The 26,772-nt window shown below is 61.4% G+C and carries 22 protein-coding genes; 10 read left to right on the forward strand and 12 right to left on the reverse strand.

Annotated elements, in window-relative coordinates:
* Positions 1-2: 2 nt before the first annotated feature.
* The 7 genes from ACGYLC_RS01605 to cysQ form a co-directional block, all read right to left on the reverse strand.
* Entirely contained in the window at positions 3-1,700 is a 1,698-nt protein-coding gene (locus tag ACGYLC_RS01605) for a beta-1,6-N-acetylglucosaminyltransferase (protein WP_394421276.1), read from the reverse strand.
* Entirely contained in the window at positions 1,697-2,683 is a 987-nt protein-coding gene (locus ACGYLC_RS01610; RefSeq protein ID WP_394421810.1) for a glycosyltransferase family 2 protein, read from the reverse strand. Before ACGYLC_RS01610 ends, ACGYLC_RS01605 begins: the two co-directional genes overlap by 4 nt.
* A 70-nt stretch (positions 2,684-2,753) precedes the next feature.
* Positions 2,754-3,956: a glycosyltransferase family 4 protein gene (locus tag ACGYLC_RS01615; protein WP_394421278.1), complete on the reverse strand. Its 1,203-nt coding sequence runs from the start codon at positions 3,954-3,956 to the stop codon at positions 2,754-2,756.
* A 17-nt stretch (positions 3,957-3,973) separates the two neighbouring features.
* Positions 3,974-4,867 (reverse strand): UTP--glucose-1-phosphate uridylyltransferase GalU, encoded by an 894-nt coding sequence (gene galU / locus ACGYLC_RS01620; protein WP_394421280.1) that lies wholly within the window; start codon positions 4,865-4,867, stop codon positions 3,974-3,976.
* A gap of 61 nt (positions 4,868-4,928) precedes the next feature.
* Positions 4,929-6,206 (reverse strand): glycosyltransferase family 2 protein, encoded by a 1,278-nt coding sequence (locus tag ACGYLC_RS01625; RefSeq protein ID WP_394421281.1) that lies wholly within the window; start codon positions 6,204-6,206, stop codon positions 4,929-4,931.
* Entirely contained in the window at positions 6,203-7,003 is an 801-nt protein-coding gene (locus ACGYLC_RS01630) for a 3-deoxy-manno-octulosonate cytidylyltransferase (RefSeq protein ID WP_394421282.1), read from the reverse strand. The genes ACGYLC_RS01625 and ACGYLC_RS01630 overlap by 4 nt, the downstream gene beginning before the upstream one ends.
* The gene (gene cysQ / locus ACGYLC_RS01635) at positions 7,003-7,800 is read right to left on the reverse strand and encodes a 3'(2'),5'-bisphosphate nucleotidase CysQ (RefSeq protein WP_394421283.1); all 798 of its coding nucleotides are present in this window, start codon (positions 7,798-7,800) and stop codon (positions 7,003-7,005) included. The genes ACGYLC_RS01630 and cysQ overlap by 1 nt, the downstream gene beginning before the upstream one ends.
* Positions 7,801-7,916: 116 nt before the next feature.
* Here cysQ and ACGYLC_RS01640 point away from each other — a divergent pair, with 116 nt between their 5' ends.
* Together ACGYLC_RS01640 and ACGYLC_RS01645 are read left to right on the forward strand one after the other, a co-directional pair.
* Positions 7,917-8,741: an ABC transporter permease gene (locus tag ACGYLC_RS01640; RefSeq protein WP_067264256.1), complete on the forward strand. Its 825-nt coding sequence runs from the start codon at positions 7,917-7,919 to the stop codon at positions 8,739-8,741.
* Positions 8,738-9,346, forward strand: coding sequence for an SH3 domain-containing protein (locus tag ACGYLC_RS01645; protein ID WP_394421284.1), 609 nt, complete (start codon positions 8,738-8,740; stop codon positions 9,344-9,346). Before ACGYLC_RS01640 ends, ACGYLC_RS01645 begins: the two co-directional genes overlap by 4 nt.
* 51 nt (positions 9,347-9,397) lie before the next feature.
* Here the strand turns inward: ACGYLC_RS01645 and ACGYLC_RS01650 are convergent, their stop codons facing one another.
* Positions 9,398-10,000, reverse strand: coding sequence for an alpha-ketoglutarate-dependent dioxygenase AlkB family protein (locus ACGYLC_RS01650; protein ID WP_394421286.1), 603 nt, complete (start codon positions 9,998-10,000; stop codon positions 9,398-9,400).
* 207 nt (positions 10,001-10,207) lie between these two features.
* Between ACGYLC_RS01650 and dnaK the strand changes: the two genes are divergently transcribed.
* The 3 genes from dnaK (at position 10,208) to radC (ending at position 14,228) form a co-directional block, all read left to right on the forward strand.
* Positions 10,208-12,130: a molecular chaperone DnaK gene (dnaK, locus tag ACGYLC_RS01655; protein ID WP_394398157.1), complete on the forward strand. Its 1,923-nt coding sequence runs from the start codon at positions 10,208-10,210 to the stop codon at positions 12,128-12,130.
* An 80-nt stretch (positions 12,131-12,210) separates the two neighbouring features.
* Positions 12,211-13,359 carry a molecular chaperone DnaJ gene (dnaJ, locus tag ACGYLC_RS01660; RefSeq protein ID WP_394421288.1) on the forward strand — a complete coding sequence of 383 codons (1,149 nt, stop codon included), beginning with the start codon at positions 12,211-12,213 and terminating at the stop codon, positions 13,357-13,359.
* A 107-nt stretch (positions 13,360-13,466) separates the two neighbouring features.
* The gene (gene radC / locus ACGYLC_RS01665; protein ID WP_394421290.1) at positions 13,467-14,228 is read left to right on the forward strand and encodes a DNA repair protein RadC; all 762 of its coding nucleotides are present in this window, start codon (positions 13,467-13,469) and stop codon (positions 14,226-14,228) included.
* Between the two features lie 10 nt (positions 14,229-14,238).
* Here radC and ACGYLC_RS01670 read toward each other — a convergent pair whose 3' ends face one another.
* The 3 genes from ACGYLC_RS01670 to secA all read right to left on the reverse strand — a co-directional run bounded on the left by ACGYLC_RS01670 (position 14,239) and on the right by secA (position 19,594).
* Positions 14,239-15,798 (reverse strand): substrate-binding domain-containing protein, encoded by a 1,560-nt coding sequence (locus tag ACGYLC_RS01670; protein WP_394421291.1) that lies wholly within the window; start codon positions 15,796-15,798, stop codon positions 14,239-14,241.
* 19 nt (positions 15,799-15,817) lie between these two features.
* On the reverse strand, positions 15,818-16,789 hold the full coding sequence (locus tag ACGYLC_RS01675) for a hypothetical protein (RefSeq protein WP_394421292.1): 972 nt from the start codon (positions 16,787-16,789) through the stop codon (positions 15,818-15,820).
* Positions 16,790-16,891: 102 nt separating this feature from the next.
* Positions 16,892-19,594: a preprotein translocase subunit SecA gene (gene secA / locus ACGYLC_RS01680; protein ID WP_394421293.1), complete on the reverse strand. Its 2,703-nt coding sequence runs from the start codon at positions 19,592-19,594 to the stop codon at positions 16,892-16,894.
* Between the two features lie 173 nt (positions 19,595-19,767).
* Here secA and ACGYLC_RS01685 point away from each other — a divergent pair, with 173 nt between their 5' ends.
* The 5 genes from ACGYLC_RS01685 (at position 19,768) to ACGYLC_RS01705 (ending at position 24,290) form a co-directional block, all read left to right on the forward strand.
* A complete protein-coding gene (locus ACGYLC_RS01685) occupies positions 19,768-20,616 on the forward strand; it encodes a peptidylprolyl isomerase (protein ID WP_394398168.1) in 849 nt (282 codons plus the stop codon).
* Between the two features lie 3 nt (positions 20,617-20,619).
* Positions 20,620-21,846 (forward strand): bifunctional glutamate N-acetyltransferase/amino-acid acetyltransferase ArgJ, encoded by a 1,227-nt coding sequence (gene argJ, locus ACGYLC_RS01690; protein ID WP_394421295.1) that lies wholly within the window; start codon positions 20,620-20,622, stop codon positions 21,844-21,846.
* A 4-nt stretch (positions 21,847-21,850) separates the two neighbouring features.
* Positions 21,851-22,249, forward strand: coding sequence for a (deoxy)nucleoside triphosphate pyrophosphohydrolase (locus ACGYLC_RS01695; RefSeq protein ID WP_394421297.1), 399 nt, complete (start codon positions 21,851-21,853; stop codon positions 22,247-22,249).
* A 320-nt stretch (positions 22,250-22,569) separates the two neighbouring features.
* Positions 22,570-23,487, forward strand: coding sequence for a diacylglycerol/lipid kinase family protein (locus ACGYLC_RS01700; protein ID WP_394421298.1), 918 nt, complete (start codon positions 22,570-22,572; stop codon positions 23,485-23,487).
* On the forward strand, positions 23,484-24,290 hold the full coding sequence (locus ACGYLC_RS01705) for a metallophosphoesterase family protein (RefSeq protein WP_394421300.1): 807 nt from the start codon (positions 23,484-23,486) through the stop codon (positions 24,288-24,290). Before ACGYLC_RS01700 ends, ACGYLC_RS01705 begins: the two co-directional genes overlap by 4 nt.
* A 9-nt stretch (positions 24,291-24,299) precedes the next feature.
* Here the strand turns inward: ACGYLC_RS01705 and infB are convergent, their stop codons facing one another.
* Entirely contained in the window at positions 24,300-26,768 is a 2,469-nt protein-coding gene (infB, locus tag ACGYLC_RS01710) for a translation initiation factor IF-2 (protein WP_394421302.1), read from the reverse strand.
* Positions 26,769-26,772: the final 4 nt, after the last annotated feature.

The raw sequence follows: 26,772 nt of genomic DNA on the forward strand, positions 1-26,772 counted from the left end.
GGTTATTTCACCAGATAGGGTTTGGGGGAAGGTTTGGCATCGGCGCTGCCCCCTTGGGCCACCGAAAAATCGCCGACCAGATAGGGGTGCATGCCTTGGTTCTTGAGGTTCTGGAGGAACTGGCCAAAGCCGTTCAGATCGACCATGCGCGGCGCCTCTGACAGGCGACGCAGACGGGGGCGGCCAATTTCGTCAAGGATATCTTGCAAGGGCTCCATCGGCGCTTCGATGAAATCCGCCATGGTCCAGACCCGCACACGCGCCTTGGTATAGGGCGAATTCAACACATCCAAATGCGTGCTTTCCGTCTTTTGCAGCTTGGCGGCCAGACGGCGAATATCGGCGAAATCGAGGTTCGAGCGGAACAGGGGCACCGCCCAAGCGCCGGTGATGACCGAAATATGCGCGTTGGGGTCTTTGGCCACACGCCAGTTGATCTGTTGATTGTCCATCGGGCCGAACTGAAAGCACTGACGCTCGCCCCTTGTATTCCAGATCAGGTTGGTCAGGAACGCGCTGGCATTGTGATCGCGCAGCACCGGGTTGTCCGACAAGGCTCCGTTCAGCGTGGTTTCCCCACCCGCAAAATGCACCTGGTCGGGGGCGAAAAGATGCCCATGCACGCGCGCACCACTGGCCCGGCTCAGCCAATGTTCGAAATCCTCGAAAATCTCGGTAAAGCCCTGAAACACCGAATAGGGCGCGGCGGTGACGCCATTCTCCCAATCCTCGTTGGGAAAACGGCTTTGCATATAAAGCCCGGCGCGGCCCCGGGTGCGCCGCTCCACCGCGTTGGCAAAGATACGGTCGATCTTGCCCGGGTTCGGCTCGGTCTTTTTCATCGCACCGGCAGGGTCGGTCAGGAAGGCATCATAAAGCCGGTCCGCATGGGGCCAAATCTTGCGTGCCACGAAACAATCAGAGCGGCGCAAAAGCTGGAGGTGATCGTCGTAGAAGATATGCGGCTTGCCCTGAAAATCGAACTTGGACAGGGTCAGCGATCGGCTTTCGATCTTGCTGGAATAGAGCCGTGCAAGGGTCTGAAAATAGCTTTCGTCCGGGATCCAAACGTGCCGGAAGAACTTGTCGTAGGTGGGCCGGTCCGGGTCTTGCAAGATCGCCGACAGGGTGCGCCGGGTCAGGCACCACCACTGCGAGCCCATATGCGGCACGATCCCGCGCGGCATCCGACGCTTCAACCGCAGCAGGCGCTGCACCTCGACCGCGCGGTCGAACAGATAGCGGTTGCGCCGCCATGAGAAGGGGAAACGCAGGGTAAACCGCTCTGCATCCAGCCCGCCCACGGTCCAGGGCACATCCGCCGTGGTTGCGCTTTCGATGAAATCGGTTTGGGGACGGTCCTCAAGATAGTCGACCAACTCCTGCACCGGGCGCAGCGGCAGGCAAGAGCCGGAGGCCAGATAGACATGGCGCACCTTGGGAAAGCGCGAGAGCATCAATTCCGCCGCGCCCTGAGAGGCGGCAACGATTCCCCAGGTGCCCCATTCGCAGCGCTTGCGCGGGCTAAAGCAGACATCCTTGAGATCCGACAGCGCCGCCACGAAGGCATCATGCGCCCGCCGGGGCACCGCCTTGTCGATATGGATCACCACCGGACAACCCGCCGCCGCCCAATGCCGCGCGACCTGCTCGGCCCGGTCAAAGGCGTTGTGCACCAACATGACGATCCCGACGCTCATGCCCAGTTCCCTTTGGACATGAGGCCGAGGATCTCAAGCTGCCGCCAGTTGATGTAGCGTTCCGACCATTTGCACCAAAGCTGCGGGTCGTCCTTCAGCTGTGCGGCATAGGCTTTGTATTCGACCGAAGCCGCGTAATGCTCGCTACGCTGTAACTCTTCCGCCGCCTTGGCCCCGAAGGTGTCGAGGAATTTGGCGTGCAACAGCACGCCCGAGGCCTTCTCTCCGCCCCATTCGTCATAGACCTGATTGAGCCCGCGCGGCAGCAGCATATGGGTCGAACTGACATAGGCATAGCGCCGATCCCATTTGACCAGCGGCACCTTGTTCAGCGCGGGCGCCTTGGCAGGCGCGTCGGGAAAGAACACCCGCGCCCGTGGTCCGCCCTGTATCCACAGGTTTCCAAACCGCCGATTGCGCGAAATGGTGTAGTTGCCACTGTCGAACCATGCGGCGATCTCAATCGGATTTTGGCCCGCCTGATAGGGCTCCTCGTCAAGCCGCCCCTTGGGATACATATCCAGCAACATCGCTGAAAAGCTCTTGATCGAAGAGGCATCGAGCCAGTCGGTCAGCGCCCGCAGGGGGCGCGTGTCGCAAAAGGGGTAGACGAGAAACTCATCCGGATCGACCGTCAGCGCCCAATGGCCATGGGCGTATTTCATCTGCAACCAGTTCAGCCAATCCACCCCAAAGCGGGAGCGTTTGTAACTGGACTTGGCACTCCAGACCGAGACATCGGGCTGCTCGGCCAGATAATCGAGCGCGCCATCGTCACTGTCATTATCGACAAAGAAGAAATGCCCGACGCCCATCTCGCGGTAGTATTTCAGGAAATAGGGCAGCCGGATCGCTTCGTTGCGCTGCGTGCAGAACAGCAGAATATCGTCAGCCTTAATCTGTGCGGTCCGGTTCGCCACAGAGGTCAACTCGCGCCGCTTGCGGAAGGCGCGGATGCGCCAGCGCTTGCGTTGCAGCCGCAACCGATATGACTGAATTAAGCCCAAACCGCCCCTTACCTATCGCGTCTGACCGCCCCCCTCTACCGCGCTATCACGTCGACTTTAACACGGTCTTGAAGTGTTCGGCCCATGTTGGCGCGATAAAAGTCGTCGCTGGGCGCGGGTCTGGCACAGATGCGGCCCATTCTTCGATTGTTCTGATCCATGAATAGGGTTCGCTCAGGGGCGCGTAAACGGCTTTGTCACCCAAGACCTCATGCAAGACCGGCAAATCGTTGCATAAAACACGCGTTCCAAGGCTCAGCGCCTCTGCCGGCGGCAGGCCAAACCCCTCTGCATGGCTGGGGAAAAGCATCCCCGCCGCCCCCTGCACCAAGGCTGCCAATCCTTTGTCGCTGAGGTTCGCCAGCTCTTGCACGGGGCCGTTTTCAGGCAGGCGGTCGAGCCGGTCGAAAACCGCGCTGTTGTTCCACCCCCGCGCCCCGCAGATCAGCAAGAGCGGCGCATCGGGCCCCATCTTCTGCCAGAGATCCAACAAAAAGCCGTGGTTCTTGCGCGGCTCGATCGTGCCGACAACGACGAAATAGGGACGCTCTGGCGGAAGCCCCACAGGCAGCTCGCCAGCATCGGGCGCGGGCAGATCGACGCCGAGATGCGCGACGACGGCAAGCGGAATCCGCCCGCGCATCTGCGCCTCGCTGCGCTGGCGCGTGTCTTGTGAGTTGTAAATCACCAGATCGGCCTGCGCGCTCACCCGGTCGATCCTGGCCCGAAACGGCGCAACGGAGCCGGGGCGTTGGTAGGCGGGATATTCCAATGGGATCACGTCATGGATGAGAACAGCACTCCGCCCCCGCGCCTGTTTCACGGCGCCCAAAACCCGATCCGTCAGATTGCTGTGCCCGACATTCAGATAGGCAAAACCCGGCGGCAGATGCCGGGAGAGCGTCGCGGGCAACCGGGCCGGAACGCAGCGCGCGACTGCCAAACGCCGCAAGTCGCTCTCTGCCCGGCTGAGCGCCACAGTACGCCCCCGCGGCAGACGCGAAAGCAGATCCGCCCGCCCCCAAGGAACGCGGCCCGCAAGCCGATCCTGAAAGCCCCGCATCCCATCGCGGTCCAGCAGGACATACCCCAAAGCAGTGCGCGCCACTCCAAAAAGCGGCGCGTCCTCTGTCAAAAGATGTGAGAGATAGGCCAGTTCGACCCGATCCACCCCCGTCGCGCCCCGCCCAACCCGACGCAAACTGCGCGTCAGGTCCAACAGCCGCGCGGGGGGAGATTGCTTCTGCAAAGGCCCGCTTCTCGCCCCTACTGCGCCGCGCAGTCGACTTGCGAGATGCTTTGCAGATAGGCCGAAAGTTCGTCGCGCAATTCTTCACGGGCAAGGCCGAATGCCACGGTCGCTTGCAAAAAGCCCGCTTTAGAGCCGCAATCGAACCGCTGACCGCGGAAACGGAAGCCATAGACATCGCGGTCTTGCTCGATCTCTTGCGCGATCGCATCGGTCAATTGAATTTCACCGCCCGAGCCGGATTTCAGCTTGTTCAGGTTCTTCAAAACAGTCGGCGCGAGAATATAGCGCCCGATCACCGCGAGGTTCGATGGTGCTTCGTCGACGGCCGGCTTCTCAACCATGCCATTGACCCTCACACGATCACCGCGCTCTTCGCTGGTATCGAGAATGCCGTAAGAGGATGTGCGGGAAGGCTCCACCTCCATCGCGGCGACCATGCTGCCGCCGGTTTCCTCATAGGCCTCGACCATCTGTTGTAGACAAGGTTTTTCCGCCGCGATCACGTCATCCGGCAGCATCACGGCAAAGGGCTCATTGCCGATCAAACGGCGCGCGCACCACACTGCATGGCCCAAGCCCAGCGCCTGGTGCTGGCGAATATAGGCGATTGCGCCACTGTCCATATTGGTGCTTTGCAGTGTCTCCAAAAGCTCGGTTTTGCCCTTTTTACGCAACTCCTGCTCAAGCTGCGGCGCGTGATCGAAGTAATCCTCCAGCGCGCCTTTTCCGCGCGAGGTCACGAAGATGAACTCTTTGATCCCGGCGGCGCGCGCCTCATCGATTGCATATTGAACCAAGGGCCGGTCGACGAGGGTCATAATCTCTTTCGGCACCGATTTGGTGGCGGGCAGAAAGCGTGTCCCCATGCCTGCAACGGGGAAAATCGCTTTTGTAACCTTCTTGCGCATTTTAATCCTTACAACTTATTCGAAATATACAGATCGCCACGGTCAATTTACCTGCGTCTTTCTACCGGCGATGATCATCGCCGAAACCGCGCTGTCTGGCAACTCGCTTAACTTCCCTTTGCAGCCTGTCGAGGCGCCGAGTTAAGCGGAAAACCGCGTCATCCCGTGTGGACTTTCCGTATATTCCACCTGTTTGCAGCCAGATAGCGTGGGCCGGATCAAAGGCAACGCGGTGATAAAGCGCCGTCGGCGAAAGGTTGATCAGGGTCACGATCTCACCCGATAATGCCCGTTTTGCAGCCTCTGCCCGGTCTTGCGCCAGTTTAATAGGCCGGGTGAACATGGCCACGCTGCGCCGGGCGCGGGCGGGAAAGGGGCGGAAAGCGCTGCTGGCCTTCTCAGGCAGGGTGACGCTGGTAATGGGGCGCTTCTCCCCTTCGGCGTGTCCCTCGTCCAACCTGCGCAGCAGCCTTGGCACATCGCGCGGCTCCAACCCGCCGCTTATCAGATGGCGCAGCAGACGGCGTCGCTCTTGGGCGCGCAGATGCGCCCAATGGGCGGCACGGTCCTGCGCAGGCAGATGTTTGCGATGAAACACGGCCCAGCTCGCCCCGATATCGAAAAGATCGCGCGGCACGCGGTTGGCGCTTCGCATGGCGTTGGCGGCGAAACCGTGGTGGACCTCGGCCAGTGGCACGATTGCCGTGGCATGGCCCGCCCGCGCCAGCCGCATGTTCAGATCGGTCTCATCGAGATAGTAATAAAAGGCCGGGTCAAAGCCGCCCACTTCCACCAAGACATCGCGCCGAAAGGCCATATTAGTGCCTTCGGTCTTGATTGCCCCGCCGGGCGGAGGGTGCAGGATGCTGAGGGTTTCAGGGTCGACATCGAGCGTTTCCGGCTCTCCGACACCATTCAATTGGCGCGCACGATATTGAAACGAGATGCCGTTTCGCCCCCGGACGAAGCCGGTCATCGCCGCGACCTCGGGCCGTTGCGCAGGCTCCAGCAGGTGGCGCAGCCATTGCGGCTCGGGCACCGCGTCATCGTCGATAAAGGCCACGACCTCCCCCGCGGCCTCGGCAATCCCAAGGTTGCGCGCGGCAGAGATATTCGGCCTGTCGAAAGGGACCAGTTTCACCGCCCAAGCGAAATGCATGGCGCGGGCCACGGCGATCCCGGCGGGATCGGCCACGATGATGACTTCGAAAGGGGTATATTGAAGCTGTTCCACCCCCGTCAGGCAGCGCCGCAATGCTTCGGGCCGATTCCGGCTGACAATCACGATGCTGACAGGCACGCCGCTTTCAAGCGTGGCACTGACGGGGGTGGCGGTCATTCCAGACCCATTTTCGCCATCATGGCTTCAAGCTTTGGCACATCTTCGGGGTTGTTCAATTCCCAAAACTCGCGCCCCTTAGCCTCGACCTCCGCACAGAACACGGCGCGGCCATTTTCAAGGAAACGCAACTGCTCCAACCCTTCCAACTGCTCCAAGGGGCCGACAGGCCAGCTTGGGTATTGCGCCAGCGCATCGGGGCGGTAGGCATAGACGCCGACATGGTGGAAGACCGGGGTCATATCCGTCTCTGCATAGGGCTTTCCGGTATAGGGAACGACCTCTTTCGAGAAGTAGAGCGCCTGATGATCGGCGCCGAAAACCGCCGTGGTGCCGCCCACGCGGCCCGCTTTGCGGTCGGCCAAAAGACTGTTCAGAGTGGCCCCGTCGCAGCGCAGAACCGGGGTGGCGATCTCGGCCTCGGGGGTGTCTTTCAACCCCTGCACCAGCCCTTCGACGAACCAATGCGGCGTGAGAGGCGCGTCACCTTGCAGATTCACCACGATGTCATAGCCCCCGCCCAATGCGGCATGGGCCTCGGCACAGCGTTCGGTGCCGTTGGCGCAGGTCTCCGAAGTCATCACGACCTCGGCGCCGAAGCCTTCGGCGGCCTCGCGAATGCGGTCGTCGTCGGTGGCCACCACCACGCGGTCGACACCCGACACCGCGCTGGCGGCCCGCCAACTGCGTTCGATCAGGGTTTGTTTCTGGCCCGACGCCCCGGTGAGCGCCACCAGAGGCTTGCCGGGATAGCGTGTGGAAGCATAGCGGGCGGGGATGACGATCAGGACAGACATCAGCCCGCCTTCAACTCAACGCCCGGGGCATGGGCGATGAAGAAAGGGTTGGCGAAGTCTTCTTTGCCGTAGGTCAGGGGCGAGAGGTCGTCAAAGCGCACCACCGCGCCGCCTGCCCCGTTCAGCACCGCATGGCCCGCGGCGGTGTCCCATTCCATCGTGCGGCCCAAACGCGGGTAGAGATCGGCCTCTCCGGTCGCGACGAGACAGAATTTCAGCGACGACCCCGCCGAAGTCATGTCGCGCACGGCGTATTTTCCGATGTAATCATCGGTCGCCTGATCGCGGTGAGATTTCGAGGCGACGACCATCAGGGCCGCATTGTCAGGGTCAGAGACCGAAATCGCCTTGGTCTCCCCCACCTGCCGCTTGTCGAATGCGCCGACCTCCTCGACCGACTGGCCGTCGGCTTGGGTAAAGAACATCCGGGCTTTGGCGGGGGCATAGACCACGCCGCGCGTCGGCACGCCGCCTTCGACCAGAGCGATGTTTACCGTGAAATCTCCGCGGCGGTGGACGAACTCTTTGGTGCCGTCCAGCGGATCTACGATGAGAAAGGTATCGCCCTTGGCGGAATGGGTCGCGGCCTGTTCTTCGGTCACCAGCATGACATCGGGGAAAGCCGCGCGGAGCCCGTCGGAAATGATCGCATCTGCGGCTTCGTCGGCGGCGGTGACGGGGCTGTCGTCGGATTTCGATTTCACCTCGAAATCGTCCTGACCGTAGATCTCCATGATCTTGTCCCCGGCTTCCAATGCCAGCCGCCGCATTTCCGCGACCAGTTTCTCGTAATTCATTCTGCCTCCGGCCCTGCGGGCTGTCGTTGCTTCAATTCACCCTTTCCCTTATGCTGCGGAGCTAACGGAACAGCAAGAATTCCGTGCCACGCTAGGGCTTCGTCAAGGACGCGCGCATGTTCCAGTCTTCCAGAAAGCCGAAATCCGGCATCGGTTCTGCCCTCGCCATCGCGGAACTGGTCTACCATTCCGTGGTGCGCAACGTGCGCAAACAGCACAACAATGCCTTTATCGCCATCGCGATGAACATGCTGCAAACAGTGATGTTCGTACTGGCCTTCTATGTGATGTTCTCGATCCTCGGAATGCGCGGCTCTGCCGTGCGGGGTGACTTCCTCATATATCTGATGTCGGGGATTTTCCTTTACCTCACCCATGTGAAGGCGTTGGGCGCGGTCGCAGGGTCTGAGGGGCCGGCAAGTCCGATGATGCAGCACGCTCCGATGAACACGATCATCGCCATCGCATCGGCGGCGGTGGGGTCGCTCTATATCCAAGTGCTGTCGCTCTTCGTGATCTTGTTCATCTATCATGTGGCGGTCACGCCGATCACCATAGACCAGCCCTTTGCCGCTTTCGGGATGATGCTGACCGCTTGGTTTACCGGCTGCGCGCTTGGGCTGGTGATGCTGGCAATCAAACCGTGGTTTCCGTCTTTCGTGACGATTTTCTCGACCGTCTATCAGCGCGCCAATATGATCGCTTCGGGGAAGATGTTCCTCGCCAACTCTCTGCCCGGCTATATGCTGGCGATGTTTGACTGGAACCCGCTGTTTCACAGCATCGACCAAGCGCGCGGCTTTGCCTTTATCAATTACAACCCGCGCTACACCAGTTGGGAATATCCGCTTTGGGTCGGGCTGGTGCTTTTGATGATCGGGCTGATGGGCGAATTCTATACCCGCCGCCATGCGTCGATCAGTTGGAACGCCCGGCGATGAGACTGCTGGCGCTCCTCCTCTGCCTCTGGGCACTGCCTGTTTGGGCAACGCAGGATGCATGGCCTGCCCTGCATGACGTCGGCGGCGTCGCGGCGGATGATGTGTTGAACATTCGCCAAGCCCCAAGTGCCAATGCTCCAATCATCGGCAGTTTCGAGCCTGGCGCCCAGAACATCGAAGTGATCCGCCCCGATGATCATCACGGTTGGGGCTTGGTCAACACGGGCGAAGGAACCGGATGGGTGTCTCTACGCTTCCTCACCCGGCAACCGGGCCAATGGGCCGGGGCGATGCCACCCGTGGCCCATTGCGGCGGGACAGAGCCGTTTTGGTCTTTTGAGGTGACCGGCGATGCGCTGAGCTATGACGCCATGGCGGGCGGCGCAGGCGATTACCGCATCACGCAGTCAGGCCCGGCGCAGGGGCGACGCGACAGTTTCCACATGATCGCCGAGGGGCGGCAGGGCGCGGCCATCGCTACGATCGCGGCCCGCGCCTGTAGCGATGGCATGTCGGACCGCGCCTATAGGCTGGCGGTCGACTTCCTTTTGCAAGGGAATGATGGCTGGCAACATCAGACAGGGTGTTGTTCTCTCAGCCGCTAGAGCAACGGACTTTTTGAAAAAGTCCGTCACCGTTTTCTTTTAAAGAAAACGTCACTTTACCACACGCAGCGTCAAGTTGATCCGCCCGCCTTTGGGCAGCAATGTCGAGGTGCCGGGCTTGATCCGATCCACGCCGTGATAGGTCAGCCGCGCGTCACCGCCCATCACCACCACGTCGCCCGATTGCAGCCAGATCGATTCCGTCTTGCCCCCTCGGGTTAGGTTGCCGATCCGAAACAGCCCATCGTCCCCCAGAGAGACTGAGACCACAGGCCACTGAAAATCCGCCTCGTCCCGGTCCTGATGCAGCCCCATGCGCGCATCTGCATCGTAATAATTGATCAGGCAGCATTCCGGGCGGCGCTCCAACCCGGTCAACTGATCCCAAATCGCCATAATCGGTGCCGGAATCTCGGGCCAAGGCTGGCCGTCGGGGTGTTCGGTGACGTAGCGATACCCGCGCCGATCGGAAAACCAGCCATAGCGCCCTGCCGCGCTCATCCGCACCGACATGCGCCCGCCGCGCGGCACTTCGGGGCGAAGGAACGGCGCCTGGCGCACCACGCCGCGCACCGCCTCCAGTACCTCCTGCTGGGCCGCTCTTCCTAGAAATTCCTTGTGAATATCAAAGCCCCGGAGGCGCAAAGCAGTCATTTTTCGTTCTTCCTCGCTCGTTTAGCAAAAACATCACGGAATCGCGACCATCCAGACCAGCCAATGGTTGCAGGGTGCAAATACCCTCCCTATATACGCTCCGAACCGTCGAAGGCACGTGGTCTTCGATGTCAACAGATCGGGGCAGGATGCCAAAACGGGTCCGCGCCTCGTGTCATCGCCTTAGATTCAAAGAGGGATCGAAACATGTCCAAAGTAATCGGTATTGACCTTGGCACCACCAACAGCTGTATCGCCATCATGGATGGCAGCCAGCCGCGTGTGATCGAAAACGCCGAAGGCGCGCGCACCACGCCGTCGATCGTCGCCTTCACCGACGACGAGCGCCTTGTCGGCCAGCCGGCGAAACGCCAGGCGGTCACCAACCCTGAAAACACAGTCTTTGGCGTCAAGCGCCTGATCGGCCGCCGCAACGACGATGCGGATCTGGCCAAAGACAAAAAGAACATGCCGTTCAACGTCATCGACGGCGGCAACGGCGACGCATGGGTCGAAGCCAAGGGTGAGAAATACTCCCCAAGCCAAATCTCGGCCTTCATCCTCGGCAAGATGAAAGAAACCGCAGAAAGCTATCTGGGTGAGGAAGTCTCTCAGGCAGTCATCACCGTGCCGGCCTACTTCAACGACGCTCAGCGTCAGGCCACCAAAGACGCCGGCAAAATCGCCGGTCTCGAAGTGCTGCGCATCATCAACGAGCCGACAGCCGCCGCGCTGGCCTACGGCCTCGACAAAGAGAATACGCAAACCATCGCGGTCTATGACCTTGGCGGCGGTACATTCGACGTGACCATTCTTGAGATCGACGACGGCCTGTTCGAAGTGAAATCCACCAACGGCGACACGTTCCTCGGTGGTGAAGACTTCGACATGCGCATCGTGAACTACCTTGCGGAAGAGTTCAAAAAGGCCAATGGCGTTGACCTGACGCAAGACAAGATGGCGCTGCAGCGTCTGAAGGAAGCGGCAGAGAAGGCTAAGATCGAACTGTCCTCCTCCAGCCAGACCGAGATCAACCAGCCCTTCATTTCGATGGGCAAGGACGGCTCGCCGCTGCACATGGTCATGAAACTGACCCGCGCCAAACTGGAAAGCCTTGTTGGTGACCTGATTAAGGCCTCGATGAAGCCCTGCGCCGCCGCGCTGAAAGATGCCGGTCTGTCCGCGTCTGACATCGACGAAGTTGTGCTCGTGGGTGGTATGACCCGCATGCCGAAGGTGGCCGAAGAGGTCTCCAAATTCTTTGGCAAGGAACCGCATAAGGGTGTGAACCCGGACGAAGTGGTGGCCCTTGGTGCCGCCATTCAGGCCGGCGTTTTGCAAGGCGACGTGAAGGACGTGGTCCTGCTTGACGTGACCCCGCTGTCGCTCGGCATCGAGACGCTGGGTGGTGTCTTCACCCGTCTGATCGACCGCAACACCACGATCCCGACGAAGAAGTCTCAGGTCTTCTCGACCGCCGAAGACAACCAGAACGCTGTGACCATCCGGGTCTTCCAAGGTGAACGTGAGATGGCAGCCGACAACAAGATGCTCGGTGCCTTCAACCTTGAGAACATCCCGCCTGCCCCGCGCGGCATGCCGCAGATCGAAGTGACCTTCGACATTGACGCCAACGGCATCGTGTCGGTCGGCGCGCTCGACAAAGGCACCGGTAAGGAGCAGAAGATCACGATCCAAGCTTCGGGCGGTCTGTCGGATGCGGATATCGAACAGATGGTCAAGGACGCGGAAGAGAATGCCGAGGCGGACAAGTCCCGTCGCGAGCTGATCGAAGCGAAGAACCAGGCGGAATCGCTGATCCATTCGACCGAAAAGTCGCTGGAAGAGCATTCCGACAAGGTCGACCCGACCACCGTCGAAGCGATCGAACTGGCCATTGCCGCGCTGAAAGATGAGCTGGAAACAGACAACGCCGACAAGATCAAGAACGGCATCCAGAACGTCACCGAAGCTGCCATGAAACTGGGCGAAGCCATCTATAAGGCCGCTCAGGACGAGGGCGGCAGCGACGACACGGCGCAGCCTTCGGATGCTCAGCAAGCGCAAGGTGGCGATGACGACATCCTTGATGCCGAGTTCGAAGATCTGGACGACGACAAGCGCGCGTAAGCGTGAAACGGAACCTGTGAAAGGGCCGGTCCGTCAGACGGGCCGGCCCATCACGTTCCAGCGCAGGAGCATGATAACCCATGGCAAAACGTGATTACTACGAGGTGCTTGGCGTTGCCAAAGGGGCCTCTGCCGACGAGATCAAGAAAGCCTATCGCCGCAAGGTGAAGGACCTTCACCCCGACCGCAACAAAGACAATCCCCAAGCCGAAGCCCAATTCAAAGAAGTGGGTGAGGCCTATGACGTGCTCAAGGACGGCGACAAGAAAGCCGCCTATGATCGCTACGGCCACGCCGCCTTTGAAGGTGGCATGGGCGGCGGGCGTCCCGGTGGCGGCATGGGCGGCGGTCAGGGCGATTTCTCTTCGGCCTTTTCAGACGTCTTCGACGATCTCTTCGGTGACTTCATGGGCCAACGTGGGGGTGGCGGCGGACGCCGTGCCGCACGCGGGGCTGATTTGCGCTATAACCTGCGCATCTCGCTCGAAGATGCCTTCTCTGGCATGCAAAAGTCGATCACTGTCCCGGCCTCTGTCCAATGTGACGCCTGTGACGGCAGCGGTGCCGAAGGCGGCGCGGAACCTTCGACCTGCCCCACCTGTTCGGGCATGGGCAAGGTGCGCGCCCAGCAAGGTTTCTTTACCGTCGAGCGGACCTGCCCGACCTGTTCCGGCATGGGGCAGATCGTCAAGAATCCTTGCAAGAAATGCCGTGGCGCGGGCCGGGTTGAGAAAGAGCGCACGCTCTCGGTCAACATCCCCGCGGGCGTCGAGACCGGCACGCGCATCCGTCTTGCTGGCGAAGGCGAAGCGGGCATGCGCGGCGGGCCGTCGGGTGATCTCTACATCTTTATCGAGGTGGCCGATCACGACTTGTTCGAACGCGACGGGCCGAACCTCTTCTGCCGTGTTCCGGTGTCGATGAGCACCGCCGCTTTGGGTGGCAATATCGAAGTGCCCACCATCGACGGGGGCCGGGGCCGCGTGCAGATCCCCGCGGGCAGCCAATCGGGGCGTCAGATGCGTCTGCGCGGCAAGGGCATGCCGCCGCTGCGTGGCGGTGGCGTGGGTGATATGATCATCGAACTGGCGGTCGAAACCCCGGTGAACCTGACCAACCGGCAGAGAGAACTGCTGCGCGAGTTCGAGGGCGAGGCCCAGAACAACAACCCCGAGAGCAGCAACTTCTTCTCTTCCGTCAAATCCTTCTGGGATTCGATGAAGGGTTAACCATTGGGGGAGCTGCGAAGGCGGCTCCCCTTTTGCGGCAATATGGTGAACGAAGTTATAATCGTCCGTTAACCGAATAATAACCACTTTGACGCAACACTCCGGGCATGAACCGCGCCCCGAGAATTTTGGCTGATCAGCCCCTCCCCTATCTGCTGGACGAAGCGCAAGCGCCGCCGTCCAACACGGGGAAGCAACCCTCTTACATCGCGGATCACCGCCAACGTTTGCGCAGCCGTTTCATCGACGGGGGCGCGGCGGCCATGCCGGATTACGAGATGTTGGAGCTTGTCCTCTTCCGCGCCATCCCGCGACGGGATGTAAAGCCGCTGGCGCGCGAACTGCTCGACCGGTTCGGCGATTTCAACCGCGTCATTACCGCCCCCGCCGCCCGGCTGCGCGATGTCAAAGGCGTAGGCGAAGCGGTGATTGTCGAACTCAAGATCATTGAGGCTGCGGCGCAGCGTCTGGCCCGGGCGAAGGTGCTGCAAAGGCATATCGTCACCTCATGGGATGCGCTGCTGGACTATTGCCACACCACCATGGCCCATCTGGAGATGGAGCAGTTTCGCGTCCTCTACCTCGACCGGAAAAACATCCTCATCGCGGATGAGGAACAGGCAAAGGGCACGGTGGACCATGTGCCAGTCTACCCGCGCGAGGTTGCCAAACGGGCGCTTGAGTTGAACGCCAGTGCGATCATCCTTGTGCACAATCACCCCTCGGGCGACCCCAGCCCGTCACGCTCAGACATCGACATGACCCGGCAGGTCGCCGCCGCCTGTGACGCTCTGGGGCTGACGCTGCATGACCACCTGATCATCGGAAAATCGCGCGAGCTCAGCTTTCGCAGTGAGGGGCATTTATAGCGGGGTGCGCCTAGCGCACCCAAACCTCCACCCGCCGGTTGGCCTGACGGCCCCATTCGCTATCGTCACAGGCAATCGGCATCGCCTCGCCAAAGGCATCGACCCGCAGATCGATACGCGACAGGTTGGCGGTGACCGCAGCGGCGCTGACGGCACGCTGTACCGCTTCGGCACGGCGCAGGGCGATTTCGCGATTGGCCCGCGCGGCCCCCTCGCCATCGCTGAAGCCCACGAACATCAGCCGCCGCGCGTCATATAGCCCCTGTTCCAAGGCCCGCGCCAACTGCTGCACGTTGGACCGCGACTGCGCATCAAGCCGGATCGACCCCGCCTCGAAGCGGAAAGAGGTGGTCAGCCGCGCCATCGGCACAAGCGTCGCCGTCATGCGCTGCAACTCCTCTAGCGGGGTTTCGACACCCGCCGTGATGATCGCATTGGCAAAGCGGTTTCCCTGTTCCTCAACCGGGATTTCCTCGGGCGTTTGATCCACGAAACCGGCCCGACGGATCACGATCTGGGCCGAAGGGCCACGGGTAAAGGCCAGAAACTCGCGCGTGATCAACGGCAAGCGCCGGGCGGGGAAATAGAGGAACATCGGCGCGGTCAGCGGGTAGTCTTCGGTTTTGATCGTGCGCCGTGCGGCATCCAGCGCAAAACCGCAGTTGCCGCCGAGGGTTAGCACCTCGGTCTCGCCCTGTTCGGCATAGCTGGTGATGCCAAGGGCGAAAACATCCCGCGCGACCGCCTCGGCCAGCGCATCGGGCATGGCGTGGCGGGTGACATCGGCGCTCAGTTCCAGCCCGGCGGGGGTGAGAACCTGATCCACGATGGCTTGGCTCAACCCGCTATCGGCGGTGGGCAGATGCAACTCAATCGGCGCGTCCGGCCCGCCGAGGCGCTGCCAATTCTTGATCTCGCCCGAGAACACCCGCGCCAAAGTCAGTGGCGAGATTTGTTTGACCGGATTGGACGGGGCGACCACAGGCACCACCGCATCGAGCGCCAGAACCCGGCTGCGATTGGCCCCAGTCAGATCACCCAAGCCTGCCTCACGGGCATTGATCCGCTCCTCGCGGCGCACCTCGCGCAGGGCCATGACGACATCGGCCTCATCCGCCAGCAGATCGGCAAAGCCCTCGTTGGTATTGCTTGCCCGGAAATCGAACCGCGCGGCGAGCTTGCCGTCGTCCTGACGCGCCAGCAGCAGCGCGAAGCGCCCGCTGTCCCCCTCTTCGCGGCTGACGGTATAGCCCTGCCGCGCGGCAAAGGCTTCGATCAAGGCGGGCATCAGCACCGCCCCCATGGTGGCAGAGCCCGAGAAGCGCACCTCGGCCACGAAATCTTCCAGGTTGGGGCAGCCCGGCCCGGCGCAGGACACGCCGCTGCTGTCGACGGTCAATTCGCCATAGTCCGTCTCGACACGGTAGAATTCGCCGTCGAACCCCAGCAGGGTGCCGCTGAGTTCGACGCTGCCATCGCGCGAGGTCAGTGTGATGTCCTGCGCCGCAGATGCGCCCGCTGTAAAAAGCAAAAGTGCGGCGCTGATCGCCGCACGTTTCAACCCGTTCATCTAGACCTACCCGGTTGCGTCAGTTCTGCGCGACTTTCAGGTCTTGGAGCAAATTATTCAACACCAGAAAGTTGCCGACCGCGTCACAGTCCGGCACGGCGAGGGTCAGGTTCTGAGTTTTCACCGGATCGTCGCCGCGCAGTTCCAGCGCCTGTGCTTCGATCTCAAGCCCGCAGTTCGCCTCGCTTACCTCGGCCTCCACGCTCAGCGCGACATCGCCCTCCTGCGCCGCTTTGGCGACCGGGAAGCTATAGACTTCGGCCATCAACGGCTCAGCGGTGTCGGTATCGCCATTGCGAGTCATGAAGCCGCCTTCGCCCAGCACGGCAGCGGTCATATCGCGCGGCGCGCCGGACCAGACATGGCCCGCGTCGCCGTAATCCGCGCCGAACTCGCGGGCGTGAAGCTCGAACCCTGCCGTGCCTTTCCATTGCAGCACGACGCGGTTGAAATCAGAGAGTTCAGGGACCGAAGTCTGCGCCACCGCGCCATCGCCATTGCCGAAGGCGAGAATGAAAACAGCCTCTTCCGCCAAGGCCGGGACGGTGACGGACAACTGCCCTTGGTCATCGGTGACTTCGGTGAAAATCATCCCGTTGTGATGCACGGTCAGCCGCTCATTTGGCAGGCAGGCGGCATCGAGGGTAAGTTTCACCATCGCGGCGGCAACGGCATGGGCTTCGGCGATGATATCGCAGGTCGCGGGGATCGCGGCGCTGTGGTTTTTCGGGGCGGGCGGCAGGCCTTGGGGCGCTGCGGCCTTGACCACGCGGTCATCCAGCGTCGGCAGGGCAATGGGGCTTTCAAGCGCGGCAGAGGTCAGGGTGATGCCCTCAACCTCAAGCAAGGCGCCATTGTCGGCCACCGGAAGCTGCGCCTCACCTGCGCCATAGCGCTGCTGCGCGGTGTCGGAGCTTTGCATGACATAGCCAATGCCCACTGCACAGGCCAGAGTGCCGACAGCTGTCAGAATTTCTTTCGTGCGCCGCATGACAAGTCTCCTTCAACGGATTCGTTAGAGACTTTATGGGCGCGGATCAGGGCCGGGGTATGGCCCTGAAACGCCAAGTTATGGGCGAAAAGGTGACGCCGCTCAGGTGATCTGGCCGTGGCAGTGTTTGAACTTTTTGCCAGAGCCGCAGGGGCAAGGATCGTTCCGGCCCGGGTTGCCCCATGTGGACGGATCGTTCTCGTCAAAGCCGGGGGCTGCGGCTTCGGCCTGTTCAGAGGCCTCATCCGCCGCCTCGCTCGCCGCAGCCTGCATCGCAGCCTGTCGGGCGGCCATTTCCTGCATCATCTCGCGGCGCTGCTCTTCGCTCATCGGTTGGATCTGACCCAGCTTCTGGGTCACCTCCTGCCGCAGACTGTCGAGCATCGTCTCAAACAATTGGAAGGCTTCGTTCTTATACTCGTTCAGCGGATCGCGCTGTGCGTAGCTGCGGAAGCCCACGACCGAGCGCAGATGTTCGAGCGTCAGCAGGTGGTCGCGCCATTTGGTGTCGATCGCTTGCAACAACAGCTGTTTCTCGATGTTGCGCATGTTCTCTTCGCCAAAGGCTTCGGCCTTCTTGGCCATCAGCTCATCCGTGGCTTTCATCAGACGTTCGCGGATCACCTCGTCATCCACGCCGTCCTCTTCGCACCATGCGATGATCGGCACGTCGACGTTCAACTGTTCGATCACCGCGGCATAGAAACCTTGGGTGTCCCACTGATCGGCGTAGGTCTTGGGCGGCATATAGGTGTCGATCAGATCGTCGATTACCTGCTCGCGCATGTCGGTGACGATCTCATTGAGGTTGTCCGCCTCCATGATCTCGCGGCGCTGGCCAAAGATCACTTTGCGCTGCTCGTTCATCACATCGTCAAACTTCAACAGCTGCTTTCGGATGTCAAAGTTGCGGCCCTCGACCTTCGCCTGCGCCCGCTCCAGCGATTTGTTGACCCATGGGTGCACGATGGCTTCGCCATCTTTCAGGCCCAGCGTCGTCAGCACTTTCTCAAGCCGCTCCGAGCCGAAGATGCGCATCAGGTCATCTTCGAGCGACAGGAAGAACGAAGTGCGGCCCGGGTCACCCTGACGGCCCGAACGGCCCCGCAGCTGGTTGTCGATGCGACGGCTCTCGTGACGCTCGGAGGCCAGAACGTAGAGACCGCCAGCCTCCAGCACCTTCTGCTTTTCCTCGGCATGCTGCGCTTCGATCTGGGCCCGGATGTTGGCCGGGTCGGCCTCGGGGTCGGCATCCAGCGCGTCGATCACTTTCAATTCGACGTTGCCACCCAACTGAATATCGGTGCCGCGGCCCGCCATATTGGTGGCGATGGTCACCGCGCCCAGCTTGCCCGCTTCGGCGATGATCTGCGCCTCTTGCTCGTGCTGGCGGGCGTTGAGCACGTTGTGCTCGATCCCGGCGGCGGTCAGCATGGCGCTGAGCTGTTCGGACTTCTCGATCGAGGTGGTGCCGACAAGGCAGGGCTGCCCCTTGGCATGGGCCTCTTTGACCCGTTCGATCATCGCCTCGTACTTCTCACGCGCGGTGCGATAAACGGCATCGTCTTCGTCCACACGGGCGATTGGCACATTGGTCGGCACTTCGACCACGCCGAGGCCGTAGATCTCGGCGAATTCTTCGGCTTCGGTCAGGGCCGTGCCGGTCATGCCGCCCAGTTTGTCGTAAAGGCGGAAGTAGTTTTGGAAGGTGACGCTGGCGAGGGTCACGTTCTCGGGCTGGATATCAACGCCTTCCTTGGCTTCGATCGCTTGGTGCAGGCCGTCCGACAGGCGGCGGCCCGGCATCATGCGGCCGGTGAATTCGTCAATCAATGTCACCGCGCCGTCGCGCACGATGTAGTCCTTGTCGCGCTGGAACAGCTTATGCGCGCGCAGACCTTGGTTGACGTGGTGCACGATGGTCGTACTTTCGGGGTCGTAAAGGGTCATCCCCTCTTCGATCAATTCCCGCGCGCGCAACTGCTCTTCGAGGAACTCGTTGCCCTCGTCGGTGAAGGTCACGTTGCGGGTTTTCTCGTCCAGCTCGTAATGTTCATCGGTGAGCGAGGGGATCAGCGCGTCGATGATCTGGTACATCTCGGAACGGTCCTGCGACGGGCCAGAGATGATCAGCGGCGTCCGCGCTTCGTCGATCAAAATGCTGTCGACTTCGTCCACGATGGCAAAGTTATGCCCGCGTTGCAGCATGTCCGAGAGGTTCGACTTCATATTGTCGCGCAGGTAGTCGAAGCCCAACTCGTTGTTGGTGGCATAGGTGATGTCGCAGGCATAGGCCGCGCGTTTCTGATCCTCGGGCATGCCGGAATAGGCGACCCCGGTGGTCAGACCGAGCGCGCCAAAAACCTTGCCCATCCATTCGGCGTCACGTTTGGCGAGGTATTCGTTCACGGTCACCACATGGACGCCCTTATGCGTCAGACCGTTGAGGTAGGCCGCGAAGGTCGCGGTCAGGGTCTTGCCCTCACCGGTCTTCTGCTCTGCGATATTGCCCTGATGCAGGAAGATGCCGCCCAGAAGCTGGGTGTCAAAGGCGCGCAGACCAAGGGTGCGGCGGGCGGCTTCGCGGCAATTGGCAAAGGCTTCGGGCAGCAGATCGTCAAGGCTTTCGCCCGCCTCGGCCCGTTTGCCCAGTTCCGCGGTGCGCGTTTTGATCTCGTCGTCGCTTAGCTTTTCGAACTCAGGCTCCAGCGCATTGATCCGTGCCACAAGCGGACGGGTCGCCTTGATCTTCCGGTCGTTTGGCGTGCCAAAGACCTTTTTGGCGATTGTTCCGATACCCAGCATGTAATCTCCCGCCGAAGTTATGATGTCTTGCGCCGATCTGGTTGCCGAGCGCCATGGCAGCCCATAGATAGTGGATGAGCCCGCGCCTCTCAGCGCCATAAGGCGATGTAAGGGGCGTGCCATACACTGTCAATGTAGCAGCCCTGCTACGAAGGAAGCGATTGGACCCAACCATGCAAAAACCCCTCACTTTTCTGTCGTCTTTGGCGCTTGCCGCCGCTGTGGCGCTGCCTGTGGCCGCCCAGGACGAACCGGGTCTCGACACGGTTGTTGCCACCGTCAACGACACTGAAATCACGCTTGGGCATATGATCGTCGCCCGCGCAAGCCTGCCCCAGCAGTACCAACAACTGCCCGAGGACGTGCTGTTCAAAGGTCTTCTGGACCAGCTCGTGCAGCAAACGGCCCTCGCCGACAGCTTTACCGGCGAATTGCCGCCGCGTGTGACCCTGTCGCTCGAGAATGAGACCCGCTCGCTCACCGCCGGTGAAGCGATCGAAGGCGTCATGGCCGAGCCGGTCAGCGACGAAGAACTGCAAGCGGCCTATGACGCGCAGTACAAAGATGCCGAGCCTGAGCCAGAGTTCAACGCCTCGCATATCCTTGTCGAAACCAAGGAAGAAGCCGACGCGATCAAAGCAGAACTTGATGGCGGCGCGGACTTTGCCGAGCTTGCCAAAGAGAAATCGACCGGTCCCTCCGGCCCCGGTGGCGGCTCCTTGGGGTGGTTCGGCCCCGGCATGATGGTGCCCGCCTTTGAAGAGGCTGTGACCGGCATGGAAGCTGGCAGCGTGTCCGAGCCGGTGGAAACCCAGTTCGGCTGGCATGTCATCAAGCTGAACGAGACGCGCACCGCCGAAGCCCCCGCGCTGGAAGACGTGCGTGAAGAGCTGGAAACCCAAATCCGCCAGACCAAGGTGCAAGAGGCTATCGAAAGCCTGACTAACTCCGCCGAGGTGGACCGCAGCGCGGCCGAAGGCATCGACCCTTCCGTTCTTAACAACATTGAATGGCTGAACTAACTCATGGCTAAATCCCTGGCTGTCTCGCCGCTCGCCCCGGCCCGTTTTCCCGATCTGCCGGTTATCGACGGCGTGACATTCGCCACCATCGCCGCAGGCGTGCGCTATCAAGGGCGCACCGATGTGATGTTGGCGAAACTGGCGCCGGGCAGCGCCGTGGCGGGGGCGTTCACACGCTCCGCCACCCGCGCGGCCCCGGTGCTGGATTGCCAGGCCAAGATCGGCGGCGCCTCGGACGAAGGCGCCGCCATCGTCGTGAACTCCGGCAACGCCAATGCCTTTACCGGACGCGGCGGCATCGACGCGGTCGAAGCGATCACCGCCGCCGCTGCCGATGCCTGCGGCGTGCCGCAAGCTCGTGTCTTCACCTCCTCCACCGGGGTGATCGGCGAGCCGCTGCCACATGAGCGTATCACTGCCGTATTGGGAGACCTCCACGCGAAACTCGACCCCGCGGGAATCGAAGACGCGGCGCGCGCCATCATGACGACAGACACCTTCCCCAAAGGGGCCAGCGCCAAGGTTGAGATCGACGGCAAAACCGTCTCTATCGCGGGGATCGCCAAGGGCTCGGGCATGATCGCGCCCGATATGGCCACCATGCTGGTCTATATCTTTACCGATGCGGTCCTGGCGACCGACGCGCTGCAACAGCGCCTTTCGATCCATACCGAGACGACATTCAACTGCATCACCGTCGACAGCGACACCTCCACCTCTGATGCTCTGATCATGGCCGCGACAGGCGCCTCCGGTGTCGATGTATCGGGCAACGAGGCATTCGATGCGGCCCTGCGCGACGTGATGATGGACCTCGCACATCAGGTCGTCAAAGATGGCGAAGGCGCGCAGAAATTCGTCGAGGTGGCCGTGACCGGCGCCTCCAATGACAACGAGGCCAAGGTTCATGCCATGGCCATCGCGAACTCCCCCCTGATCAAAACCGCCATCGCCGGCGAAGACCCCAACTGGGGCCGCGTCGTCATGGCCATCGGGAAATCGGGTGCTGCGGCGGACCGTGACCGTTTGTCGATCCGGTTCGGCGATATCGAAGTTGCCCGCGAGGGATGGCGCAGCCCCGACTACTCCGAAGAGGATGCCGCCGCGCATATGAAGGGTCAGAATATCACCATCGGGGTCGATCTGGGCCTTGGTGAGGGGCAGTGCACCGTTTGGACCTGCGACCTGACCCATGGCTATATCGATATCAACGCCGACTATCGGTCCTGAGCAGATGAAGACAGTGCTGGTTTCCGCCGCGGCCTTGATCGACATCGATGGCCGCGTGCTCTTGACCCAACGGCCCCAAGGCAAGCCGATGGCGGGCCTTTGGGAGTTTCCGGGCGGCAAGATCGAACCGGGAGAGACACCAGAGGCGGCGTTGATCCGCGAGTTGCACGAGGAACTGGGGATTGAGACATGGGAATCCTGTCTTGCCCCGCTAACCTTTGCCAGCCACAGCTACAGTGATTTCCACCTGCTGATGCCGCTGTTCGCCTGCCGCAAATGGGGCGGCACCCCGGTTTCGCGCGAGGGGCAGATCCTGAAATGGGTGCGCCCGAACGAAATGCGCGCCTATCCGATGCCCGAGGCAGACGTGCCGCTAATATCAATATTGCGTGATTGGCTCTAGCGCAGAGTGGCAGAATTGCACTAGTGAACGGCAATCGCTCAGCATGTTGCGGATTTTTTAACCGAATGCGCATCATCCTGAGGCAGAGTTGTAACATCTGTATGAAAGGGTGCCGACATGTTGAGAACCATCGCAATCGGAAGTTCCATTTACGTTCAGGGTATCTTTGTAAAAATGTTGGCGGGCGGTCGCATGGCCGTTCAGGTCGACGGGAAGATTTTCGAAGGCAGACCTGTCTGAAAAATCTCTTCGGAACGCCTATTGAGGTGAACAAATAGGCGTTCCACCGCGTTTTCCCCGAGCATTTGGCAGGGGAACTTATGTCATCGAAGCGCGCTATCGTCATTCTGAACCGCGGTTCAGGCCGTCAAGACGGTGACCAAGCCGAAAACACGATCCGCTCCGCCTTTGCGCGGCATGGGATCACGGCAGAATTCATTCACATTGACAAACGCAACGACCCCGCCAGCGCAGCGCGTGAGGCGCTGTCTAGTGGCGTTGGGATCATCGCCGTCGCGGGCGGGGATGGCACGATCTCGGGCGTGTCCTCGGCGATGGTGGGCCACGACCGTCCGCTCGGCATCATCCCGCAGGGCACCTTCAACTATTTCGCGCGGTCGATCGGCATTCCCGAGAACCTCGAAGAAGCCGTCGACGTCATCGCCGCTGGTGACAGCCGCCCGCTGCATGTGGCGACGATTAATGGTGAGACCTTTTTGAACAACGCCAGCATCGGCGCCTATCCCGCGATCCTCAAGACCCGCGAAGGCATCTACCGCCGTTGGGGCCGCAGCCGGATCGCCGCCTATTGGTCAGTGATCAAAGCCTTGATCGGTTTCCGCACCTCGCTCAAACTGACCATCGTGGTGGATGAGAAAGAGACACAGCTGCGCACTCCGCTGGTTTTCGCGGTGAACAACGCCTTCCAGTTGGATCAAATGGGGCTCGACGGGCAAGACTGCATCGCCCGCGGCGATATGGTGCTGCTGGTCGCCCCTGACACCTATCGCTTCGGCCTGCTGCGCCATGCGGTGGCGCTGGCCACGGGCCGCGCGAAACATCACACGGACTACGAAATGCTCTGCGGGTCCGAGATCGAAATACGCATGAAACAGCGCAAACGCTATGTCGCGCGGGATGGGGAGATCGCGGTGATGCGCGGGCCGTACCGGCTCACCCGCGCCAGTTCGCCCATTCATATCTACGTGCCGAGCGCGCGCGGAAAGGCCGTAAGATGAGCCGTTTGATCCACCTATCCGACCTGCACTTCGGCAAGGACCGCCCCGACCTTCTGCTACCTTTGCTGGAAGCCGTAAATGGCTATGACCCCGATCTGGTGATCATCTCGGGCGACCTGACCCAACGCGCCCGGGAAAAGGAGTATCGCGCCGCACGAGCCTTTATCGATCGGATCAACGCCCCGGTGCTGAGCGTGCCGGGCAACCACGATATCCCGCTGCACCGCCCCTTTACCCGGTTCTTTGCTCCTTGGCGCTATTACCGGCGCTGGATCAATCACGACCTCACCCCGGTCCATGAAGGCGCGGATTTTGTTGCCGTGGGGATCAACACCGTCGACCGGTTCAAATGGCAGACCGGCAAGTTGGGCCTGCGCCGTTTGGGCCGCGCCTGCCGCGCCCTGTCACGTGGGAGCGAAAAAACCCTGCGCATCGCCGTTTGCCACCATCCGCTGGATCACCCCAATGAGACCCACAAGAAGCCCATCCCCGGCGCGCCACGGGCGCTCAGGCGGCTCTTGGACTGCGGAGCGGACCTGATCCTCTCGGGACATCTGCACATCTGGCACGCGGGCACCTTTGCCCATCCGGCGCCGGAGCATGACGGCCATCTGGCGATCCAGCTACACGCGGGCACCAGCCTGTCTTCGCGCCAACGGGGGGAGCCGAACGATTTTAACCTGATCGATATCTCGCCCCTGCATGTCAATCTGGCGCGGATCAGTTTCGACGACAGCAAAAAGGCCTTCACAAAAGCAGAGGCCCGGCAATTTGACCGGGCCTCTGGAGAATTTGTTTTGTAAGCGCTCGGCTTAGGCCAAGGTGCGGGTCACTTCTTCGCGTTCGAAAATCTCGATCACATCGCCGGGACGGATGTCTTCGTAGTTTTCGAATGCCATGCCGCATTCCTGACCGGACTGAACCTCGGGCACCTCGTCTTTGAAGCGCTTGAGCGTCTTCAGCGTGCCTTCGTGGATCACGACGTTGTCGCGCAGCAGACGCACACCGGCGCTGCGGCGGGCGACGCCCTCGGTGACCAGACAGCCTGCGACTTTGCCCACACCGGTGACCTTGAAGACCTCTTTGATATTGGCGTAGCCAATGAAGTTCTCTTTGATCTCGGCGCTGAGCAGGCCGCTTGCAGCCGCTTTGACGTCATCCACAAGGTCATAGATGACCGAATAGTAACGGATCTCGACGCCTTTCTGGTTGGCCGTGTTCCGGGCCGAGGCATTGGCACGCACGTTGAAGCCCATGATCGGCGCGCCGGAGGCTTCGGCAAGGCCGACATCCGTCTCGGTGATCGCGCCCACACCGGAGTGAAGAACCCGAACGCGGACTTCGTCGTTGCCGATCTTTTCCATCGCCTGAACGATGGCTTCGGCAGAACCTTGCACGTCGGCCTTGACCAAGATCGGCAGCTCGCTCACGTTCTCATCCGCCTTGGCGTTGGCCATCAGCTGTTCCAGCGTGGTGGCCGCACCGGCAGCGGCACGTTTGTCCTTGGCGGCCTGTGCGCGATACTCGGCAATCTCACGGGCCTGCGCTTCGGTCTCGGTCACGTTCAATACGTCACCGGCCTCGGGCGTGCCGTTGATGCCCAGCACCTCCACCGGCACCGAGGGCCCGGCTTCTTTGACGCGCTCGCCTTGGTCGTTGATCAGCGCACGAACCTTACCGTACTGCTCACCCACGACGAAGATATCACCCTGACGCAGCGTGCCGTTCTGAACCAGCACAGTCGCGACGGGGCCGCGGCCCACGTCAAGCTGCGCTTCGATCACTGCACCTACGGCGGCCCGGTTCGGGTTCGCCTTGAGTTCGAGGATTTCCGACTGCAGCGCGATGGCTTCGAGCAGATCGTCCAGACCTTGACCCGTGGCCGCCGAAACTTCGACATCTTGCACGTCGCCCGACATCTTCTCGACGATGACTTCGTGCTGAAGCAGGTCGGTACGGACCTTGTCGGCATTGGCGGCGGGTTTGTCGATCTTGTTGATCGCCACGATCATCGGCACTTTGGCCGCTTTCGCGTGGGCAATCGCTTCGACCGTCTGCGGCATCACAGCGTCATCCGCCGCGACCACCAGAACCACGATATCCGTCACCTGAGCCCCGCGCGAGCGCATGGAGGTGAAGGCCGCGTGACCCGGCGTGTCGAGGAAGGACAGCACGGTGCCATTGTCGGTTTTCACCTGATAGGCGCCGATGTGCTGGGTGATGCCACCGGCTTCGCCCGCCACAACTTTGGCGTTGCGGATCGCGTCCAGCAGCGAGGTTTTGCCGTGGTCGACGTGGCCCATGATCGTGATGACCGGGGGACGCGATTGCAGATCCTTCGGATCGTCCTCAACCTCTTTGATGACATCTTCGACATCGGCGTCGGAAACGCGCACCACTTTGTGGCCGAATTCCTCGATAATCAGTTCAGCTGTATCGGCGTCGATGGTTTCGTTCTGGGTCACCATCAGGCCGTTTTGCATCAGTGCCTTGACCACCGCGCCGGTCTTCTCGGCCATACGGTTGGCGAGTTCAGAGACCACGATGGCGGGCGGCAGTTGCACGTCACGCACGATCTTTTCACGCTCGACCTGACCACCCATCGCTTTTTGACGCGCACGTTCTTGCTTGCGCTTCATCTGCGCCATGGAGCGCTGACGGCCACCTTCGCCACCGGCAAGTGCCTGATTGACGGTCAGCTTGCCCGCGCGGCGGCTGTCGCCACCTTTGCTGCGCTTCTTGGTGTCGTCGCGGTCACGGTCGGTGGTTTTGCGCGGCGTGGCGGCGGGCGCAGGTTTGTTGCCCGGCTCGCGTGCAGCGGCAGGTTCCGGCGCGGGGGCAGCAGCCGCCGCTTCGGCCTCTGCCTTGCGACGGGCGTCTTCCTCGGCCTTGGCCTTGAGGCTTTCTTCGCGCTCACGCTCTTCGCGCTCTTTGGCCTCAAGCTCGGCCCGGCGACGCTCACGCTCTTCGGCGCGGGCTTTTTCTTCGGCTTCACGCTGCGCGGCTTCCTCGGCCTCACGGGCCTTGGCGGCCTGAACGGCCTTCAGACGGCGCTCCATCTCGGCATCGGTGATGCCTGCGGGGCGCTTCTTGGGATCGCCAATCGGCCCGGCGCCCGGACCTGTTGATTTCTGGCCACCCGGTTTGGGCACCACAACACGTTTGCGCTTGGTTTCGACCACAACGTTTTTGGTACGCCCGTGGCTAAAGCTTTGCTTTACGTTCCCCGGACGTGCGCCACCGCGCAGACCCAATGTTTTCTTGCCGTCACTATCGCTCATGAAG

It is taken from the genome of Sulfitobacter sp. 1A12157 (assembly GCF_043557345.1).
In the GTDB taxonomy this organism is placed as follows: Bacteria; Pseudomonadota; Alphaproteobacteria; order Rhodobacterales; family Rhodobacteraceae; genus Sulfitobacter.

Bases quoted from the DNA above. Each gene is read 5' to 3' on its own strand.
- ACGYLC_RS01605 (WP_394421276.1), bottom strand. From the start codon at position 1,700: ATGAGCGTCGGGATCGTCATGTTGGTGCACAACGCCTTTGACCGGGCC.
- galU (WP_394421280.1), bottom strand. From the start codon at position 4,867: ATGCGCAAGAAGGTTACAAAAGCGATTTTCCCCGTTGCAGGCATGGGG.
- ACGYLC_RS01625 (WP_394421281.1), bottom strand. From the start codon at position 6,206: ATGACCGCCACCCCCGTCAGTGCCACGCTTGAAAGCGGCGTGCCTGTC.
- ACGYLC_RS01630 (WP_394421282.1), bottom strand. From the start codon at position 7,003: ATGTCTGTCCTGATCGTCATCCCCGCCCGCTATGCTTCCACACGCTAT.
- cysQ (WP_394421283.1), bottom strand. From the start codon at position 7,800: ATGAATTACGAGAAACTGGTCGCGGAAATGCGGCGGCTGGCATTGGAA.
- ACGYLC_RS01640 (WP_067264256.1), top strand. From the start codon at position 7,917: ATGTTCCAGTCTTCCAGAAAGCCGAAATCCGGCATCGGTTCTGCCCTC.
- ACGYLC_RS01645 (WP_394421284.1), top strand. From the start codon at position 8,738: ATGAGACTGCTGGCGCTCCTCCTCTGCCTCTGGGCACTGCCTGTTTGG.
- ACGYLC_RS01650 (WP_394421286.1), bottom strand. From the start codon at position 10,000: ATGACTGCTTTGCGCCTCCGGGGCTTTGATATTCACAAGGAATTTCTA.
- dnaK (WP_394398157.1), top strand. From the start codon at position 10,208: ATGTCCAAAGTAATCGGTATTGACCTTGGCACCACCAACAGCTGTATC.
- dnaJ (WP_394421288.1), top strand. From the start codon at position 12,211: ATGGCAAAACGTGATTACTACGAGGTGCTTGGCGTTGCCAAAGGGGCC.
- radC (WP_394421290.1), top strand. From the start codon at position 13,467: ATGAACCGCGCCCCGAGAATTTTGGCTGATCAGCCCCTCCCCTATCTG.
- ACGYLC_RS01670 (WP_394421291.1), bottom strand. From the start codon at position 15,798: ATGAACGGGTTGAAACGTGCGGCGATCAGCGCCGCACTTTTGCTTTTT.
- ACGYLC_RS01675 (WP_394421292.1), bottom strand. From the start codon at position 16,789: ATGCGGCGCACGAAAGAAATTCTGACAGCTGTCGGCACTCTGGCCTGT.
- secA (WP_394421293.1), bottom strand. From the start codon at position 19,594: ATGCTGGGTATCGGAACAATCGCCAAAAAGGTCTTTGGCACGCCAAAC.
- ACGYLC_RS01685 (WP_394398168.1), top strand. From the start codon at position 19,768: ATGCAAAAACCCCTCACTTTTCTGTCGTCTTTGGCGCTTGCCGCCGCT.
- argJ (WP_394421295.1), top strand. From the start codon at position 20,620: ATGGCTAAATCCCTGGCTGTCTCGCCGCTCGCCCCGGCCCGTTTTCCC.
- ACGYLC_RS01695 (WP_394421297.1), top strand. From the start codon at position 21,851: ATGAAGACAGTGCTGGTTTCCGCCGCGGCCTTGATCGACATCGATGGC.
- ACGYLC_RS01700 (WP_394421298.1), top strand. From the start codon at position 22,570: ATGTCATCGAAGCGCGCTATCGTCATTCTGAACCGCGGTTCAGGCCGT.
- ACGYLC_RS01705 (WP_394421300.1), top strand. From the start codon at position 23,484: ATGAGCCGTTTGATCCACCTATCCGACCTGCACTTCGGCAAGGACCGC.
- infB (WP_394421302.1), bottom strand. From the start codon at position 26,768: ATGAGCGATAGTGACGGCAAGAAAACATTGGGTCTGCGCGGTGGCGCA.